Source organism: Duganella sp. OV510 (assembly GCF_900100205.1).
Lineage (GTDB): Bacteria > Pseudomonadota > Gammaproteobacteria > Burkholderiales > Burkholderiaceae_D > Rugamonas.
This window is the reverse complement of the sequence record NZ_FNEQ01000003.1, coordinates 27,901-43,014: the sequence shown is the minus strand read 5'-3', so window position 1 is coordinate 43,014 and position 15,114 is coordinate 27,901. Positions and strand designations below refer to the sequence as shown.

Here is a 15,114-nt window from a genome sequence, read left to right as displayed (position 1 = left end):
TAATTATGTGTATAATGCACATATGAATAAAGATATCCGCGATTTGCATGACGCGCTGCTCGACATCGTCGGCTTCATGAGCCGGCCCGAGCCCGACGTCGCCCTGATGTCCGACATGGCCATGCCATTGGAGCGCGCGCTGCTTCCACTGCTGGTGCGGATCGACCGGCGCGGCCCGATCGGCGTGGTGGAGCTGGCCGACCTGGTCGGACGCGACTACACCACCGTCAGTCGCCAGGTCGCCCGCCTCGACGAACTGGGGCTGGTGGTGCGTCGCGCCGGCACGCGAGACAAGCGGGTGCGCGAAGCCGAGGTGACGGAGCTGGGACGCGAGATGGCGGACGCCGTCGACCGCATGCGCGAGGAACTGGTCGGCGAATTGATGGCCGATTGGACCAATGCCGAGCGACGCGACCTCGCCAGACTGCTCAAGCGGATGGCTGTCGACATGAACGAATGGGTGGTCCGACGTAAGTCGGAGGACACCGAGTAAGACCGCCGCACATTTCAAACGCCGCCTGTCGTGGCATGCCTTAACGCCGATTTACAGCAGCGCGCGCCCGGCACTTTTCATCTTCACCGCATTCGATCACGCGCTCTAAAACGCAGGCGCGATGCGGCGCACCGCTGTATTCCGCTTGCTATTCGTCTTACTCTGTCTCATAATCGCGACGAATTAAAAACAGCGAGCAGTGGCGGTGCGCAGACGCAGCGCAAGCGCTCTCGGATTCGGAAGCGGGCGACGCGAAATTCAAGCCGACGACGGCGGCATCGCAGAAACCCAGGCAGCATAAGGCTTACTTTGAAGTGCGATTTTCCGGCGCGATGCGCACGGCACTTCCCGAACCTGATTGAGCGCGCGTTGAGCATGCGCGATGAAGCAAACCGGCAGCTTGAATCAGCATGCGTATGTGAGTTGGCGAGCGTAAGCGGCAAAAAAAGCGCGTGAATATCTAACGTGCCGGTTGCGCATCGATAAGGTTTTCGTGTACTTTACGAACTTGAAAATACGTGTTTTAAAAAATGCGTTGAAATTTCTGAAGTACGCACCACGTAGTGAAGACCGAGCAGTGAAGACCGAATACGGGATACAGATTCACACCATATGCACAAGACCACGTCGTCGTTTTTATTCAACCGTCTTGCCTGATTGAGTTCAGGCCGGGCGGTTTTTTGTTTAAAAACGAAAACCGCGACGTGGCTGCGACGCAGGTTCCAGGAGCTGAGTACACGCCCGGACCACCGCAAAACGTCGCGACAAGATTTGTATCTGCACGCCGCTCCGGCTTCGGAGGGCGGGTGGATCGATGGCTGAAGCGCTGCACTTGTGAGGAGATGCAGCAGTTCAGCTAGTGCCGAATTCATTAGCGCAAACCGCTTCAGTTTGTGCCGATGAATAATTCGCCTGGCCCAATCCCGGGTTGGACGGGTTTAAATCTTGTAAACGAATTTTTCCCATCCCCGATGAAGGAGAACTAAACATGGCTACCGCCGCAAAGAAACCAGCAGCTAAGAAAGCTGCCGCACCAGCAAAGAAAACCACCGCCGCCAAACCAGCTGTGAAAGCAGCTGCCAAGCCAGCAGTGAAAAAAGCAGCTGCCAAGCCAGCCGCTAAACCAGCTGTGAAAAAAGCCGCTGCTAAACCAGCAGCCAAGCCAGCAGTGAAAAAAGCTGCAGCGAAACCAGCAGCCAAACCAGCTGTGAAAAAAGCAGCCGCTAAACCAGCAGCGAAGAAAACCGTCGCTAAAGCAGCAGCCAAGCCAGCAGTGAAAAAAGTCGCCGCTAAACCAGCAGCGAAAAAAGTAGCCGCTAAACCAGCAGCGAAAAAAACCGTCGCTAAAGCAGCAGCCAAGCCCGCAGCGAAAAAAGTCGCCGCTAAACCAGCAGCTAAAAAAGTAGCAGCCAAGCCAGCAGCGAAGAAAACCGTCGCCAAAGCAGCCGCTAAACCAGCCGCTAAAAAAGTAGCCGCCAAGCCAGCAGCGAAGAAAGTCGCTGCTAAACCGGCCGCTAAAAAAGCTGTCGCCAAGACCGCCGCCAAGCCAGCTGCTAAAAAAGTCGCTGCAAAACCAGCCGCAAAACCAGCAGCCAAAAAAGCTGTCGCCAAAAAACCAGCAGCAAAAGCAGCAGCCAAGCCAGCTGCAAAGGTAGCGGCTAAGCCAGCAGCAAAAAAGCCGGTTAAGGCAGCCGCTAAGCCAGCAGCTGCCAACAAGCCAGTAGCTAAAAAAGCTGCTGCTAAACCAGCTGCCAAGCCAGCTGCCAAGCCAGCCGCCGCTCCGGCAGCGCCAGCAGCAGCCGCTGCGCCAGCCGCCAAGCCAGCTGCTAAAAAAGCTGCGCCGAAAAAAGCTGCGCCAAAAAAGGAAGCCGCTAAACCAGCAGCCGTCGCCGCTCCAGCAGCAGCGCCAGCCGCTCCGGCCGCCGCGCCAGCAGCAAAAACCGTACTGGCTCCGGCTGCCGCATGGCCGTTCCCAACCAGCACCCGCCCTTCCTAAGCCTTAAACGCTTAGCCTGTTGAGGCGCAATGGCCGCTGTGTGAGACAATCACACAGCGGCTTTTTTATTGGAGGGGTTCCGTGCTGATTAGTATTCTGAAGTTGATTGTCGACGCCATCGCCGTCCTGCTGGGCGGAGCCTTGCTGCTGCGTTTCTGGATGCAGGCGATCCGCGTGCGGCCGCCGTCGTCGGTGGCGCAGTTCACTTTCCAATTGTCGGACTGGCTGGTGCGTCCATTGCGCCGCATCGTGCCGGGCGTCGGCGGGTATGACTGGGCCAGCCTGATCGGCGCCTTCCTGATCGTGCTGGCGGCAACCTCGGTGCTGTTCCTGGCTGGCTGGCCGGCGTCTGCCGTGCTGCTGGCGGCCTGCCAGCGCTTCCTGGAATGGATACTGTACGGCTTCATGGCGCTGCTGGTGATCGAGGCGATCTTCAGCTGGGTCAACCCGCATGCGCCGCTGGCGCCGTTTGTGCGCGCGCTGAACGAGCCGCTGCTGCGGCCGATCCGCCGCGTGGTGCCGCTGGTGGGGAATCTGGACTTGTCGCTGCTGGTGGCGCTGATCCTGCTGCAGATAGCGCAGCTGCTGCTCGGCGTGGCCTTCACCGGCCGCTAAAGCAAAAAAGCCGGTCACCCGGCTTTTTTGTTTTTAGAAGCGGTAGCCGAAGGCTGCTTCGAACTGGTCGGCGATTTCCGCCGCTGTGAAGTGGTGGTTCTGCGCACCCTTGTGGGCGATCTTGATCGCGCCCAGCAGGCTGGCAAGGCGGCCGGTGGTTTCCCAGCTCCAGCCATTGGTGATGCCGAACAGCAGGCCGGCGCGGTAGGCGTCGCCGCAACCGGTCGGATCGAGTGCGTCCGCCACCGGCACGGCCGGGATGTCGATGCGCTGGCCCTTGCTATGAATCTCCGAACCCTGCTCGCCACGCGTGACGATCAGCGCGTCGACGCGGCTGGCGATGTCCGCCAGCGTCAGGCCGGTGCGCTCGATCAGCAGCTCGATTTCATAGTCGTTGGTGGTGACGTAGGTGGCTTTGTCGATGAAATCGATCAGCTCTTCGCCATTGAACATCGGCAGCTGCTGGCCCGGATCGAAGATGAACGGGATGTTCAGCTTGGACAGGTCATCGGCGTGCTTCTTCATGCCCAGGTGGCCATCCGGCGAGATGATGGCCAGGCGCGCAGGCCCGGCCTTGGCGATCTCGTTCTCGTGCGCGAACGACATGGCGCCAGGGTGGAAGGCGTTGATCTGGTTGTTGTCCTGGTCGGCGGTGACGAAGCACTGGGCGTTGTACGCCTCGTGCTTGATCAGGATATTGTCGGTGGCCAGGCCCAGCTTGCGGAAGCGCTCCATGTAGGCGGCGTTGTCCTGGCCCATGACGCCGACGATGCGCGGCGAGCCGCCCAGCAGCTTCAGGTTGTAGGCGATGTTGGGCGCGCAGCCGCCGAATTCGGTGCGCATGGTCGGCGCCAGGAAGGAGACGTTGACCTTGTGCAGCTGGTCCGGCAGCAGGATGCTGTCGAAGCGGTTGGGGAATTGCAGGATGGTGTCGATCGCGATCGAGCCGCAAATCAAAGAGGTCTGGGTCATGATAGGTCTTTATGGATAGAAGACTGCGATGTGATAGCCGGATGCTTTCAGATCGTGAAGCTCAAAGTACAGTTTAACGGCTTGTTCCGTGTGCGGGGCAAATCCTTTGTCGAGCGCGACATCGGCGCCCAGGTAGTCGCGCGGTGTGAACACGCGGCGCAGGATGCGTTTGTCGTTGGCGTCGTCCAGCGTCAGCTCGATCGACGGCCAGGCTTGCGCGGTGCGACTCTGGTTGCGCAGCAGCGTGGTGAAGGAGAAGGCGGTGTCGCTCAGCGTTTGCAGCTCGCCCTGTTCGATGACCAGGTCGTCGATCTGCGTCGGCAGTTCGATCTGGCAGCCGAGGGCGTTGCAGGCGGCGGTCAGCGCCGGTTTCAGCGGCGGCATGGCGGCGGCCAGCGTGTTGCGGAAGGTGGTGATGGCCTGGCCGAACAGGGCCAGTACCAGCAGCACCGAGCCGAGGATCATGCTGATGGTGGCGGCCTTGCCGTACTTGCGGCGCAGGCGGTCGCGCTTGACGAAGCCGGGTTCTTCCGGCTCGGCGTGGGCTTCGTGCGCCGGGGCTTCTTCGGCGCTGGCGGTGTGCAAGTAGGTGGGCGCGCGGGTGGCCAAGGCTTGCGACATGCCGGCGCTAGACAGGTGGAGCAGCGCTTCCTCGTCCACTTCGTCGAGTTCGTCGTCGCGCGGCGGGCGCGCTGCCGGTTCGGCTTCGGCAGTTGTCGGCTCTTTGTCGTCGCTGGCGCTGAAGCTGGCCAAGTTGGCGTCGATGCCGGCGCGCTGGCCGGCTGGCGTTTCCTCGTCGGCTGAGAAGATGGCGTCGTCGGCGGCGGCGAAGGCGCGCTCCAGGGCAGGGCCGCCACCGGCTTGCGGTTCGTCCAGCGATGATTCGTCCCAGGTTGGTTCGCGGCGGTCGTTGCCGTTGGCCGGTTCGGCGCCGGTGTCGTGCGGGATGTCGGCCAGCGATTGTTCCATGACGGCCAGTTCGGCTTCCAGCGCGGCTTCCAGTTCGTCGTCGTTCAAGGCGTCGACCGGGATCACGGCATCGTCGGTGATCGGTGCGGCGGCGATTTCGGGCTCGATGCTGGCTTCCAGGTCGGGCTCGGATTCCATGTCCAGGTCGAGGTCGAACAGCGCTTCGTGATCGGCTGGCAGGACGGCAGGTTCGGCGGGCAGAGGGAAGTGCGTTGGCGCAGACTCCGGTTCGGGCGCGAACTCGGGCACTGATTCTGACGCCAACTCTGGCTCGGGCTCCGATTGCGGCTCAGGCTCAGGCTCTGGCGCTAGTTCGGGCGCTGATTCTGGCTCCAACTCTGGCTCCGGCTCCGGCTCCGGCTCCGATTGCGGCTCAGGTTCAGGTTCAGGCTCAGGTTCAGGTTCGCGCTCAGGTTCAGGCGCTAGTTCGGGCTCCAGCTCCGGCGCGGTTGATGGCATGGCTGGTGGCGCCGGGACGTCGGTGGACTCTTCGTCCAGCGTATCCAGCTCCAGCACCGGTTCGGCTTGTACTGCGGCGGCGCGCGTGTCGAGCGCGGCCATTTTCTGGTCGAACGGAATGGATGCAGGGAGGGGCTTCGGCGGCTCCAGCAGGGCCGCGTTGCCATCAAAGACTTCATTGCAGGAGCCACAGCGCACTATGCCCCCACGTAATTTCAGCTGGTCATGGGCGACCCGAAATACCGTGTTGCAGTGGGGGCATTTAGTGGCGAGCGCCATTTATGCGGATTAACGTGCAGCCGGAACGGTATCGCTACCGAGGCGGCCATGCAGCGCCACCCAGCCTTCTTGCTCGGCCCATACGCCCAGCTTGATGAACGGCGCATACGCCGCCGCCACTTCTTCCGCCTGGCGCGCCAGCACGCCGGACAGGATCAGCGAACCACCGTCGGCAACGCGGCCGGACAGCATCGGCGCCATCAATTTCAATGGGCTGGACAGGATGTTGGCGACCACGGTATCGAAACGCTGCGTCGCATGCTGCGACTCGGCGAAGCTGTCCGGCAGGAAGTAGGTGATCTCGCAGTTGTTGCGGGCTGCGTTGGCGGCCGCCGATTCGATCGCTTGCGGATCGATGTCGACGCCCACCACTTCGCCGGCGCCGGTTTTCTTGGCCACCATGGCCAGGATGCCGGAACCGCAGCCGTAATCGAGCACGGTTTTGCCTGGCTTCGGATTGGCTTCCAGCCACTCCATGCACAGACGGGTAGTCGGATGGCTGCCGGTGCCGAAGGCCAGGCCCGGATCGAGTTCCAGGATCAGCGCGTCCGGATTCGGCGCCTCGTGCCATGACGGCACGACCCAGATGTTCTTGCCGATGTGGATAGGCGCGAACTGCGACTGGGTCAGACGCACCCAGTCCTGTTCCTCCACCTTGCGGGTGGTGAACTTCGGCAGCGTGGCCAGGCCGATCTGGCCGGCGGCGGCGGCAACGATGACGGCCTGGTCGTCCGCTTCGTCGGTCAGTGCCACCACGCGGCTATGATCCCAGGCCGCTTCGGTAGGCTCCATGCCCGGCTCGCCGAACAGCGGTTTTTCCGCGTCCGTGCCTTCGTCCGCGTCTTCCACGGACACCGACAGGGCGCCCACGTCCATCAGGGCCTCCGACAGTGCTTCCGCGTGGTCGCGGGCGATTTCGATGACGATTTCAGTCCAGCTCATTGTTTCAACCTTTGAATTACGCTTTGTTACCCAGGCTTAGTTTGTTCAAGTCCGGCATGTCCGCCAGCTTGTGTTCCAGGTAGTGAATATTGGTGCCGCCTTCAATGAAGCGGGCATCGACCATCAGCTCGCGGTGCAGCGGGATGTTGGTGGAAATGCCTTCGACCACCATTTCCGACAGCGCTATCTGCATGCGGCGGATCGCCTGCTCGCGGGTGGCGCCATAGGAAATGACCTTGCCGATCATCGAATCATAGTGTGGTGGCACATAATAACCCGCATACGAGTGCGAGTCGACGCGCACGCCCGGACCGCCCGGCACGTGCCAGGCAGTGATGCGGCCTGGCGACGGCGTGAACTTGAACGGGTCTTCGGCGTTGATGCGGCACTCGATGGCGTGGCCGGACAGCATCACGTCACGCTGGCGGAAGCGCAGCTTCTCGCCGGCGGCGATGCGGATCTGCTCCTGCACGATGTCGATGCCGGTGATCATTTCGGTGACCGGGTGCTCAACCTGCACGCGGGTGTTCATTTCGATGAAGTAGAACTCGCCATTTTCGTACAGGAACTCGAAGGTGCCGGCGCCACGGTAGCCGATCTTGCGGCAGGCTTCAGCGCAACGCTCGCCGACTTTTTCGATCAGCTTGCGTGGAATGCCTGGCGCCGGTGCTTCCTCGATCACCTTCTGGTGGCGGCGCTGCATCGAGCAGTCGCGTTCGCCCAGCCAGACGGCGTTCTTGTGTTCGTCGGCGAGAATCTGGATTTCCACGTGACGTGGATTTTCCAGGAACTTCTCCATGTAGACTTCCGGATTGCCGAATGCGGCGCCGGCTTCGGTCTTGGTCATCTGCACGGCGTTGATCAGCGCGGCTTCGGTGTGCACCACGCGCATGCCACGTCCACCGCCACCACCGGCGGCCTTGATGATGACCGGATAGCCAACACGGCGGGCGGTCTGCACGATGACTTTCGGATCGTCCGGCAGGGCGCCGTCCGAACCAGGCACGCATGGCACGCCGGCCTTGATCATGGTCTGCTTGGCGGTAACCTTGTCGCCCATCAGGCGGATCGAGTCGGAACGCGGGCCGATGAAGACGAAGCCGGATTTTTCCACGCGCTCGGCGAAGTCGGCGTTTTCCGACAGGAAGCCGTAGCCTGGGTGAATCGCTTCAGCGTCGGTGACTTCCGCCGCGCTGATGATGGCCGGCATGTTCAGATAGCTCAGCGCTGATGGCGCCGGGCCGATACATACCGATTCATCGGCCAACTTCACGTATTTGGCGTCTTTGTCTGCTTCCGAGTGAACGACAACCGTCTTGATGCCCAGTTCGCGGCAGGCGCGCTGGATACGGAGGGCGATCTCGCCGCGGTTAGCAATGAGGATTTTTTCAAACATGATAGGGTCGCTATGTCTGTGAGCGCCGATGAAGGGCTGCGTCAGGTGAGGAGGGATTGCGGACCAGGAAAGGCGCGCCCGTACCGGCGGGGCAGGGCGCTGACCTTTCTTAGCCGATCACAAACAGCGGTTGGCCGAATTCGACCGGCTGGCCGTTCTCGACCAGGATCTGGGTGATGGTGCCGGACTTGTCGGCGTCGATTTCGTTCAGCAGCTTCATCGCTTCGATGATGCACAGGGTGTCGCCTTCCTTGACGGTGGCGCCGACTTCAACAAACGCAGCGGCGCCTGGAGCGGACGAACGGTAGAAGGTGCCGACCATCGGCGATTTGACGATGTGGCCGGTTGGCTCGGCGGCGGCGGCTGGCGCGGCAGCAGCAGCTACCGGCGCACCAGCAGCAGCTGGTGCGCTGTATTGTGGGATGGCTTGCGGCTGCATCATGACCATCTGATTTTGCGGCAGGGCCGACGATTTGACGATGCGAACTTTGCTTTCGCCTTCGGTCACTTCGAGTTCGGCGATATCGGATTCTGCGACCAAATCAATCAAGGTCTTCAGCTTGCGTAGATCCATGTAACCCCCAGGAATGTCTTGTTTGTGTGATATTGCGGTGGCGCCTTGTGGGCGGAACCGGTCTGAAATAAGCGCAGATCGCGTAGGTTATCGCTTTTTAAGGACAAAGTCGATGGCAAACCGATATCCATCGATGCCCAGTCCGCAGATAGTCCCTATTGCGATCGCGCTCAGGAATGAGTGGTGGCGAAACGACTCGCGCTGGTAAATATTCGAAATATGCACTTCCACAAACGGGATGGCCACCCCAGCCAAGGCGTCGCGCAAGGCGACGCTGGTATGGGTCAGCCCCCCCGGATTGATGACGATGGCGTCCACGCCTGCCGTTTTGGCGGCATGGATGCGGTCGATCAGTGCACCTTCGTGGTTACTCTGAAAGCAGGACAAGCTCGCACCCGCTGCCATGGCCTGTGCCTGGGCAGCGTGTTCGATGTCGGCCAAAGTGCTTGCGCCGTAGACCTCGGGCTCACGGCTTCCCAGCAAATTCAGGTTGGGTCCGTTGAGCAGTAGGAGGTTTTTTGCCATGATTCCTGAGCCTTCTCCGCGAAAGATCCGCATTTTGACGCCAACTGCTGGCATTTGGCAAGAGAAAAAAACTTGTGAAACTATTTATAGAGTTGCCAAATCTTTGCGCAGCTCGTCGAACTTCAGTTTGCCAAGATAGGTCTTCTTGACCTGGCCGTCGGCGCCGATCAGCACTGTGAAGGGCAGGCCGCCCTGGCTGTTGCCAAACTGGCGCGACAGCTCGGTGCCGTTCATGCCGGACACGAAGACCGGGTAGGTGATCTTATATTTGTCGCTAAATTCTGCGATATTTGATGGCGAATCGATACCGATGCCGATAACTTGCAGCTTCTTGCCTGCTTCTCCCGAGGCCAGCTCGGACAGCTCCGGCATCTCCTGCACGCACGGCGCGCACCACGTGGCCCAGAAATTCACCAGCATGGCCTTGCCTTTATATTGGGCCAGCGCAGTCGCTACGCCCTTGGCGTCCGGCAGCGTCTCTTTATACAGGGCGTCAACCGGGCCGGTCACGCCGGCCGGCTGGGCGGTGGTCACCGGCGCCGGCTGCGGCGCATGTTGTTTTTGATAACCGACGTAAGCGCCCGAGGCGGCAAACAGCAAGCCGACAACAATATAGGCTTTCAGGTGTTTTGGATTCATGGTGTGGTGGGATGAGTACTGTTAACTAATAGGGCACGCACGGAGGCGATGTCGGCGCGGGCCGGTTTGCCGTCCTTGTTTTTGACCGCGCCGCGCAAGTCGTCCAGCTCATACAGCGCGGCGTGCACGCCTTCCTTGTGCCACATGAAGCTGACCGTTTCGACCATGCCGTAGCGCGGACCCTTGAAGTGCGGCGTCTCGGAGATGTCGATTTGTACATTCCGGTTCAGCAGGAAGATTTCCACTTCCTTGGCGCTGTCGGCGAACAATTGCAGGTGGATGTCGTCATGCGGGCCGGCTGTGCCATGTAATACCGTGCCGGTCAGGAAGGGCTGGAATTTTTCCAGGCCTTCCATGATGTCGACCGCCAGCGTGCGCAGGCGGAACAGCCGGGCCGGCTGGGTATTGGCGTGGAATAGCGACTGGTAGATGCGTACTTCGGCCTCGATCTGCGCATTGTCCGGCAGCAGGTTCAGCGGCGGTTGCGTGTCGCCCAGGATCTGCCGCGCGGCCTTGCGCTTGGCCGTGTTGTAGTCGGCTCCATCCTCGGCGATCAGGCGCGCGGCGGCCGCCGCGATCTCGGCACGCAGAAGCTGGAGTTCTTCGTTCACATTGGAAGTCATGGACGAGATAATACTCTGAACCGGGAAAAGCGCGCCGGCTCAGGTAAAATCGCGTATTCAGTCAGCTGTCATCGTCTTATTACTATGCACATTCACATCCTCGGTATTTGCGGCACCTTCATGGGCGGCCTGGCCGTTCTGGCGAAAGAAGCGGGTCACCGCGTCACCGGCTGCGACGCCAATGTTTATCCGCCGATGAGCACACAGCTGGAAGCGCAGGGCATCGAACTGATTACCGGCTACGGCCCGGAACAGATCGAACTGAAGCCGGACCTGTACGTCATCGGCAACGTGGTCACGCGCGGCAATCCGCTGATCGAGGAAATCATGAACCGCGGCCTGCCGTATGTCTCCGGCCCGCAGTGGATAGGCGACCATATATTAAGAGACAAATGGGTGCTGGCCGTCGCCGGCACGCACGGCAAGACCACCACCACCGCGATGCTGACCTGGATACTGGAAGACGCCGGCTATGCGCCCGGCTTCCTGATCGGTGGCGTGCCGAAGAATTTCGGCGTCTCGGCACGCATGCAGGGCGACAAGGACTCGATCTTCTTCGTCATCGAGGCGGACGAATACGACACCGCCTTCTTCGACAAGCGCAGCAAGTTTGTCCACTACCACGCCAAGACCGCGATCCTGAACAACCTGGAATACGATCACGCCGACATCTTCCCCGATCTGCACGCGATCGAAACCCAGTTCCACCACCTGGTGCGCACCGTGCCGGGCATCGGCCGCGTCATCTACAACGGCGATGAAGAACCGCTGCAGCGCGTACTCAAGCGCGGTTGCTGGAGCGAGCAGGAAAGCTTCGGCCGCACGGATGGCGCCGATTGGGCGCTGAATGAATACGATGACGGCAGCTTCGATGTGATTTTCCAGGGCGCGGTACAAGGCCGCGTCGAATGGTCGCTGACCGGCAAGCATAACCGCGCCAATGCGCTGGCCGCGATTGCCGCCGCCCGCCATGTCGGCGTGCCGATCGCGCAGGCGGCCAAGTCGCTGGCGACCTTCGAGAACGTCAAGCGCCGCATGGAAGTGCGCGGCGTAGTCAACGGCATCACCGTCTACGACGATTTCGCCCACCACCCAACCGCCATCGCCACCACGGTCGGCGGCCTGCGCCAGAAGGTCGGCAAGGGCACCCGCATCCTGGCGGTGCTGGAACCGCGCTCCAACACCATGAAGCTGGGCACGATGAAAGACGCGCTGCCGGGCAGCCTGAGTGACGCCGACCTGGTATTCGGCTTTGGCAGCGAGCAGGCGCTGGGCTGGAACCTCGGCCAGGCGCTGGCGCCTATCGGTGAAACGGCCAGCGCCTACGAAGACATCGACGCGCTGGTGGTGGCCGTGGCCAAGGCCGCGCAACCTGGCGACCAGATTATTGTGATGAGCAACGGCGGCTTCGGCGGCGTACATGACAAGATACTGAAAGCGCTGGCGTAATGATTCTGTATCTGCACGGGTTCCGCTCCTCGCCGACATCCATGAAAGCCCGCGTGGTTGGCGAGCGCATGGCAGCGCTGGGGCTGGCCGGCCAGGTGATTTCCCCGCAACTGCCGGCTTCGCCCAAGCTGGCGATCGAACTGGCGCTGGCGGCGGTAAAAGATGTGCCGGCCGAAGAACTGAGCATCGTCGGCTCCTCGCTGGGCGGCTACTACGCCACCTGGCTGGCCGAGCGGCTAGGCTGCAAAGCCGTGCTGCTGAACCCGGCCATCGTGCCGCGCGTGAACCTGGACCAGCACGTCGGCGTCACCACGCAATACCATTCGGACGAGCCGTTCGAGTTCAAGCGCGAATATATTGATGAACTGCGCGCGCTGGAAGTAGCGCAGATCAGCAAGCCGGAACGCTATTTCCTGATTGCCGCCACTGGCGACGAAGTGCTGGACTACCGCGACATGCTGGCCCACTACGCCGGCGCGCGCCAGCATCTGATCCAGGGCAGCGACCATGCGATCTCCGAGTTTCCGCAATACGTGGACGAAGTGCTGGCCTTCTGCGGCGTCGAGGCACGCGCTTGAGCGCGCCGCCGAGAAGCGCCTCGCTGCGCCAGGCGCAGTGGCAGCCGCACGTGCTGGCGCTGAACGCACCGGAAGCCTATGTACCGTGGCTGACCGAAGGCGGTTCGCTGACCGCGCGGCTGAAAGCACACAGTCATAATTTCCGCGTACAGTGCCTGCATCAGCGCATCGATCGCTGCCTCAGCGACGAGGCGGTGGCAATCGGCATGCACCGGCCCGGCCGGGTCTGGGAAAGGGAAGTGCTGCTGAGATGTGATAATACGCCTGCGGTGTTCGGTCACACCGTGGTGCCGATGTCGGCCAACGCCAGCGATTGGCCGCTGTTCAGCACCCTGGGCGAGCGTTCGCTGGGCACCACGCTGTTTGGCGATCCGCTGGTCCGGCGCGGTGTGTTGGAATTTGCAAGGTTGCGAGAAGGGCATCCTTTGGCGCAGCGCGCACGCGCCGCGCTCGGGGCGGCTGCGCCACGGGATCAAATATTGTATGCGCGGCGCTGTTTATATCAGCGCCGTCAGGGTACGCTGCTGGTAACCGAAGTATTCCTGCCGTCTGTGCTGGAACTGATTAAAACGAACACGAATAAACGATGAATGTATTTTTTGAAGAATCCGGCGATTTCAAAGTCGGCAGCGTAATGACCCAAGCCGGCGAGGCCTATCAAGTCGAGATGGCCAGCGGCAAGCGCACCAAGGTCAAGTCCAAGGACGTGCTGCTGCAGTTCGACAAGCCGGCGCCAGCTGAACTGATGGAGCAGGCCAAGGCCATCTCCGCCGAGGTCGACCTTGAATTCCTGTGGGAAGTGGCCGGCGAGGAGGAGTTCGGCTTTGCCGAGCTGGGCGCCGAATACTTCGGCCATGCGCCGCAGCCGGCCGAAGCGGCTGGCCTGATCCTGAGCCTGCATTCGTCGCCGGTCTACTTCTACAAGAAGGGCCGTGGCCGCTACAAGGCGGCGCCCGAGCAATCGCTGCGCGCCGCGCTGGCCGGCATCGAGAAGAAAAAGCAGCAGGCGCTGGTGCAGCAAGGCTATGTGGATGAATTGAAGGCCAACCAGCTGCCGGAATCGATGCAGAACATCGTCATGCAACTGCTGTTCAAGCCGGACAAGAATTCGATCGAATACAAGGCGCTGGATGCCGCCTGCGCCGAGCTGCACACCAATCCGCAACGGCTGATGCTGGCGGTTGGCGGCGTGACGTCGCCGAAGGCGCTGCACATGGCCAAGTTCCTGTTCGAGAACTTCCCGAAAGGCGCCGGCTTCCCGGACGTGCCGGTGCCGTCCGCGCCGGCCAATCTGCCGCTGGCCAATGTTGAAGCGTTCTCGATCGATGACGTCACCACCACCGAGATCGATGACGCCTTCTCGGTCACCAGGCTGGATGACGGCAACGTCAAGATCGGCATCCACATCGCCGCGCCGGGCCTGGGCATCAAGCCGGATGACGCGGTCGACAAGCTGGCGCGTGGCCGCATGTCGACCGTCTACATGCCGGGCGACAAGATCACCATGCTGCCGGATAACATCGTCGAGGCGTTCACGCTGGCCGAGGGCAAGACCTGCCCGGCGCTGTCGCTGTATGCCACCTTGAACCCGGCCGACTGGTCGGTGCTGGCCACCGAAACGCGCGCCGAGATGGTGCCGATCGCCAACAACCTGCGCCACAACGACCTGGATGACCTGGTCAATGAAGAAACGCTGGCCAGTGGCGAGGGCGATTATCCGCGCAAGGAAGAACTGGGCCTGATCTGGCAATGGGCGCAAGTGCTGGAAGCGGCGCGCATGGTCAAGCGCGAGGGCTTCGGCCTGAAGCCGGAGCAGAACAACCGCGTCGATTTCAACTTCTACGTCGAAGACGATGTGGTCACCGTGTCGCGCCGCAAGCGCGGTGCGCCGCTGGACAAGATCGTCGCCGAGCTGATGATCTTCGCCAACAGTACCTGGGGCAAGCTGATGCACGATAACGGCGTGCCAGGCATTTACCGCAGCCAGGGCCGTGGCGTCGGCGGCTGGAATGCCAAGATGCAGGTGCGCATGCTGACCCATGCGGCGCCGCACGAAGGCCTGGGCGTCGATCAGTACGCGTGGAGCACCTCGCCGCTGCGCCGTTATACCGACCTGGTCAACCAATGGCAGATCCTTGCCTGCGCCGAGAAGGGCGTGATGGCGCCGCTGGTCGCGCACTTCAAGCACAAGGATGCGGAGCTGTTCGCGATTGTGTCGCAGTTTGACGCCGCCTATGGCGCTTACGCGGATCACCAGTCGAACATGGAGCGCTACTGGTGCCTGCGCTGGCTGGGCCAGGAGAATGCACGCCAGGTCGAGGCGGTGGTGCTGAAGGACGAAGTGCTGCGCCTGACCGATATTCCGCTGATTATCCGCCTGCCGGGCATGCCGTCGGTGGCGCGCGGCGCGCAGGTCAAGCTGGATATCCTGCGTTGGGACGAGGTGGATCTGACCATCGAAGCGCGCATCCTGGAAATCCCGACCGACGCGGCGCCAGCCGATGTCGACTTCGAGGACGAGGTGGAAGACGCGCCGGAGGAATCGGTCGACGCGCCGGAAGTGGCGGTCGAGACTGCCGCCGAGCAGCCGCCGGCGGTGTAAAAT

General features: G+C 61.6%; 15 protein-coding genes and 1 pseudogene. 7 read left to right on the top strand and 9 right to left on the bottom strand.

Annotated elements, in window-relative coordinates:
* Nucleotides 1–7: 7 nt before the first annotated feature.
* The 3 genes from BLS51_RS10055 (at nucleotide 8) to BLS51_RS10045 (ending at nucleotide 3,104) form a co-directional block, all read left to right on the top strand.
* Entirely contained in the window at nucleotides 8–493 is a 486-nt protein-coding gene (locus BLS51_RS10055) for a MarR family winged helix-turn-helix transcriptional regulator (RefSeq protein WP_229208061.1), read from the top strand.
* Between the two features lie 928 nt (nucleotides 494–1,421).
* Nucleotides 1,422–2,489 (top strand): hypothetical protein, encoded by a 1,068-nt coding sequence (locus BLS51_RS10050; RefSeq protein ID WP_175472549.1) that lies wholly within the window; start codon nucleotides 1,422–1,424, stop codon nucleotides 2,487–2,489.
* An 81-nt stretch (nucleotides 2,490–2,570) separates the two neighbouring features.
* The gene (locus tag BLS51_RS10045) at nucleotides 2,571–3,104 is read left to right on the top strand and encodes a YggT family protein (RefSeq protein WP_229207553.1); all 534 of its coding nucleotides are present in this window, start codon (nucleotides 2,571–2,573) and stop codon (nucleotides 3,102–3,104) included.
* A gap of 33 nt (nucleotides 3,105–3,137) precedes the next feature.
* On the opposite strand, the gene BLS51_RS10040 is transcribed toward BLS51_RS10045, so the two are convergent.
* The 9 genes and pseudogenes from BLS51_RS10040 to BLS51_RS10005 all read right to left on the bottom strand — a co-directional run bounded on the left by BLS51_RS10040 (nucleotide 3,138) and on the right by BLS51_RS10005 (nucleotide 10,482).
* Nucleotides 3,138–4,076: a carbohydrate kinase family protein gene (locus BLS51_RS10040; RefSeq protein ID WP_090183211.1), complete on the bottom strand. Its 939-nt coding sequence runs from the start codon at nucleotides 4,074–4,076 to the stop codon at nucleotides 3,138–3,140.
* Nucleotides 4,077–4,085: 9 nt separating this feature from the next.
* Nucleotides 4,086–5,606 carry a DUF3426 domain-containing protein gene (locus BLS51_RS10035; RefSeq protein WP_229207573.1) on the bottom strand — a complete coding sequence of 507 codons (1,521 nt, stop codon included), beginning with the start codon at nucleotides 5,604–5,606 and terminating at the stop codon, nucleotides 4,086–4,088.
* A 108-nt stretch (nucleotides 5,607–5,714) separates the two neighbouring features.
* Nucleotides 5,715–5,783, bottom strand: a pseudogene (locus BLS51_RS30425) (MJ0042-type zinc finger domain-containing protein); the annotation flags it as partial.
* 9 nt (nucleotides 5,784–5,792) lie between these two features.
* Nucleotides 5,793–6,725, bottom strand: coding sequence for a 50S ribosomal protein L11 methyltransferase (prmA, locus tag BLS51_RS10030; RefSeq protein ID WP_090183218.1), 933 nt, complete (start codon nucleotides 6,723–6,725; stop codon nucleotides 5,793–5,795).
* 16 nt (nucleotides 6,726–6,741) lie between these two features.
* The gene (accC, locus tag BLS51_RS10025; protein ID WP_090183220.1) at nucleotides 6,742–8,121 is read right to left on the bottom strand and encodes an acetyl-CoA carboxylase biotin carboxylase subunit; all 1,380 of its coding nucleotides are present in this window, start codon (nucleotides 8,119–8,121) and stop codon (nucleotides 6,742–6,744) included.
* Between the two features lie 109 nt (nucleotides 8,122–8,230).
* Nucleotides 8,231–8,695 carry an acetyl-CoA carboxylase biotin carboxyl carrier protein gene (gene accB / locus BLS51_RS10020; protein ID WP_090183222.1) on the bottom strand — a complete coding sequence of 155 codons (465 nt, stop codon included), beginning with the start codon at nucleotides 8,693–8,695 and terminating at the stop codon, nucleotides 8,231–8,233.
* An 87-nt stretch (nucleotides 8,696–8,782) separates the two neighbouring features.
* On the bottom strand, nucleotides 8,783–9,220 hold the full coding sequence (gene aroQ / locus BLS51_RS10015; protein ID WP_090183546.1) for a type II 3-dehydroquinate dehydratase: 438 nt from the start codon (nucleotides 9,218–9,220) through the stop codon (nucleotides 8,783–8,785).
* Nucleotides 9,221–9,304: 84 nt separating this feature from the next.
* Nucleotides 9,305–9,859, bottom strand: coding sequence for a TlpA family protein disulfide reductase (locus BLS51_RS10010; RefSeq protein ID WP_090183224.1), 555 nt, complete (start codon nucleotides 9,857–9,859; stop codon nucleotides 9,305–9,307).
* Nucleotides 9,856–10,482, bottom strand: a complete 627-nt coding sequence (locus tag BLS51_RS10005; RefSeq protein ID WP_090183226.1) for a hypothetical protein — start codon at nucleotides 10,480–10,482, stop codon at nucleotides 9,856–9,858. Before BLS51_RS10005 ends, BLS51_RS10010 begins: the two co-directional genes overlap by 4 nt.
* Nucleotides 10,483–10,566: 84 nt before the next feature.
* Between BLS51_RS10005 and mpl the strand changes: the two genes are divergently transcribed.
* The 4 genes from mpl to BLS51_RS09985 are packed head-to-tail and all read left to right on the top strand — an operon-like array spanning nucleotide 10,567 to nucleotide 15,111.
* A complete protein-coding gene (mpl, locus tag BLS51_RS10000) occupies nucleotides 10,567–11,931 on the top strand; it encodes a UDP-N-acetylmuramate:L-alanyl-gamma-D-glutamyl-meso-diaminopimelate ligase (protein ID WP_090183229.1) in 1,365 nt (454 codons plus the stop codon).
* A complete protein-coding gene (locus BLS51_RS09995; RefSeq protein WP_090183232.1) occupies nucleotides 11,931–12,509 on the top strand; it encodes a YqiA/YcfP family alpha/beta fold hydrolase in 579 nt (192 codons plus the stop codon). Before mpl ends, BLS51_RS09995 begins: the two co-directional genes overlap by 1 nt.
* Before the next feature lie 23 nt (nucleotides 12,510–12,532).
* The gene (locus BLS51_RS09990) at nucleotides 12,533–13,099 is read left to right on the top strand and encodes a chorismate--pyruvate lyase family protein (protein ID WP_373994328.1); all 567 of its coding nucleotides are present in this window, start codon (nucleotides 12,533–12,535) and stop codon (nucleotides 13,097–13,099) included.
* Nucleotides 13,096–15,111 carry a ribonuclease catalytic domain-containing protein gene (locus BLS51_RS09985; RefSeq protein ID WP_090183238.1) on the top strand — a complete coding sequence of 672 codons (2,016 nt, stop codon included), beginning with the start codon at nucleotides 13,096–13,098 and terminating at the stop codon, nucleotides 15,109–15,111. The genes BLS51_RS09990 and BLS51_RS09985 overlap by 4 nt, the downstream gene beginning before the upstream one ends.
* Nucleotides 15,112–15,114: the final 3 nt, after the last annotated feature.

Coding starts and splice junctions, on each gene's coding strand:
- mpl (WP_090183229.1), top strand. CDS start 10,567: ATGCACATTCACATCCTCGGTATTTGCGGCACCTTCATGGGCGGCCTG.
- aroQ (WP_090183546.1), bottom strand. CDS start 9,220: ATGGCAAAAAACCTCCTACTGCTCAACGGACCCAACCTGAATTTGCTG.
- BLS51_RS09985 (WP_090183238.1), top strand. CDS start 13,096: ATGAATGTATTTTTTGAAGAATCCGGCGATTTCAAAGTCGGCAGCGTA.
- BLS51_RS10005 (WP_090183226.1), bottom strand. CDS start 10,482: ATGACTTCCAATGTGAACGAAGAACTCCAGCTTCTGCGTGCCGAGATC.
- BLS51_RS10035 (WP_229207573.1), bottom strand. CDS start 5,606: ATGGCCGCGCTCGACACGCGCGCCGCCGCAGTACAAGCCGAACCGGTG.
- prmA (WP_090183218.1), bottom strand. CDS start 6,725: ATGAGCTGGACTGAAATCGTCATCGAAATCGCCCGCGACCACGCGGAA.
- BLS51_RS10040 (WP_090183211.1), bottom strand. CDS start 4,076: ATGACCCAGACCTCTTTGATTTGCGGCTCGATCGCGATCGACACCATC.
- accC (WP_090183220.1), bottom strand. CDS start 8,121: ATGTTTGAAAAAATCCTCATTGCTAACCGCGGCGAGATCGCCCTCCGT.
- accB (WP_090183222.1), bottom strand. CDS start 8,695: ATGGATCTACGCAAGCTGAAGACCTTGATTGATTTGGTCGCAGAATCC.
- BLS51_RS10010 (WP_090183224.1), bottom strand. CDS start 9,859: ATGAATCCAAAACACCTGAAAGCCTATATTGTTGTCGGCTTGCTGTTT.
- BLS51_RS09995 (WP_090183232.1), top strand. CDS start 11,931: ATGATTCTGTATCTGCACGGGTTCCGCTCCTCGCCGACATCCATGAAA.